This is a genomic window from Streptomyces prasinopilosus, assembly GCF_001419695.1.
GTDB lineage: Bacteria > Actinomycetota > Actinomycetes > Streptomycetales > Streptomycetaceae > Streptomyces > Streptomyces prasinopilosus.
The window spans coordinates 1-1008 of record NZ_LIRG01000806.1 but is presented as its reverse complement, the minus strand read 5'-3'; the positions used below and the strand labels follow the sequence as shown (position 1 = coordinate 1008).

The following is a 1008-nucleotide window of genomic DNA, read 5'->3' as shown; positions in this document are numbered from 1 at the left end:
GCTCGCCGCCCGCGGCGAGCGGACCGAGCCCAGCAGACCGAGACGGAGTGGCACCGGATGCAGCACGCAGTGGGTTCTCCGCTGCCGCCGCCCCACCGACCGGGGCACGGACCGGCCGACGGCTGGTCACCGGCCGCACATCATCCGGGAGCGCACCCCCCGGGAGCGCACCAGGGTCCCGCCCCGGTCCCCGGGCCGCCGTCGGCCCCCGGCTACCCCGGGCCGGCGCCGCAGCCCCCGGGCGTTCCGCGGTCCCCGTACCCGCCACCGGACACCACCGGGCACGTCCCCCTGCCGCCCGGCGGCCCCGTCGCCATGCCCAGTGCCCCGCGGGCCCCCGCGGCCGCCGACCCGGCCGGCACGACCCTCGCGGTCCTGCTCATCGGCCCCGCGGGGGCCGGGAAGACCAGCGTCGCCAAGTACTGGGCGGACCACCGCCGGGTGCCGACCGCGCACATCAGCCTGGACGACGTACGGGAATGGGTGCGGTCCGGCTTCGCCGACCCGCAGACCGGGTGGAACGACCACTCGGAGGCGCAGTACCGCCTGGCCCGCCGCACCTGCGGCTTCGCCGCGCGCAACTTCCTCGCCAACGGCATCTCCTGCATCCTCGACGACGCCGTCTTCCCCGACCGCCCCGTCGTCGGCCTCGGTGGCTGGAAACGGCATGTGGGGCCCGGCCTGCTGCCGGTCGTGCTGCTGCCCGGCCTGGACGTCGTCCTGGAACGCAACGCGGAGCGGTCCGGCAACCGCCGCCTCGGCGACGAGGAGGTCGCCCGCATCCACGGCCGCATGGCCGGCTGGTACGGCTCGGGCCTCCCGATCATCGACAACTCCCAGCTCGGCATACCGGAGACGGCAGAGGTCCTGGACGACGTCCTCGCCCGGTCCATCGCCAGCCCCCCGTCCTGGTGAGGCACGCGGCGCGGCCCGCCCGAGCCGCCGCGTCCGCCTGACCACCGCGCCCGACCGGCCGCGCCCGCCCGCCGCGGGCGGGCGCGGCCGGTC

Annotated in this window: 1 protein-coding gene; it reads left to right on the top strand. The window is 77.8% G+C overall.

The genetic code is table 11. The features are described from left to right. The first annotated feature begins 57 nt into the window (after nt 1–57). Nucleotides 58–915: a Pro-rich N-terminal domain-containing protein gene (locus tag AOK18_RS26755; RefSeq protein WP_079105201.1), complete on the top strand. Its 858-nt coding sequence runs from the start codon at nt 58–60 to the stop codon at nt 913–915. Nucleotides 916–1008 lie beyond the last annotated feature (93 nt).

Bases quoted from the DNA above. Each gene is read 5' to 3' on its own strand.
- AOK18_RS26755 (WP_079105201.1), top strand. From the start codon at position 58: ATGCAGCACGCAGTGGGTTCTCCGCTGCCGCCGCCCCACCGACCGGGG.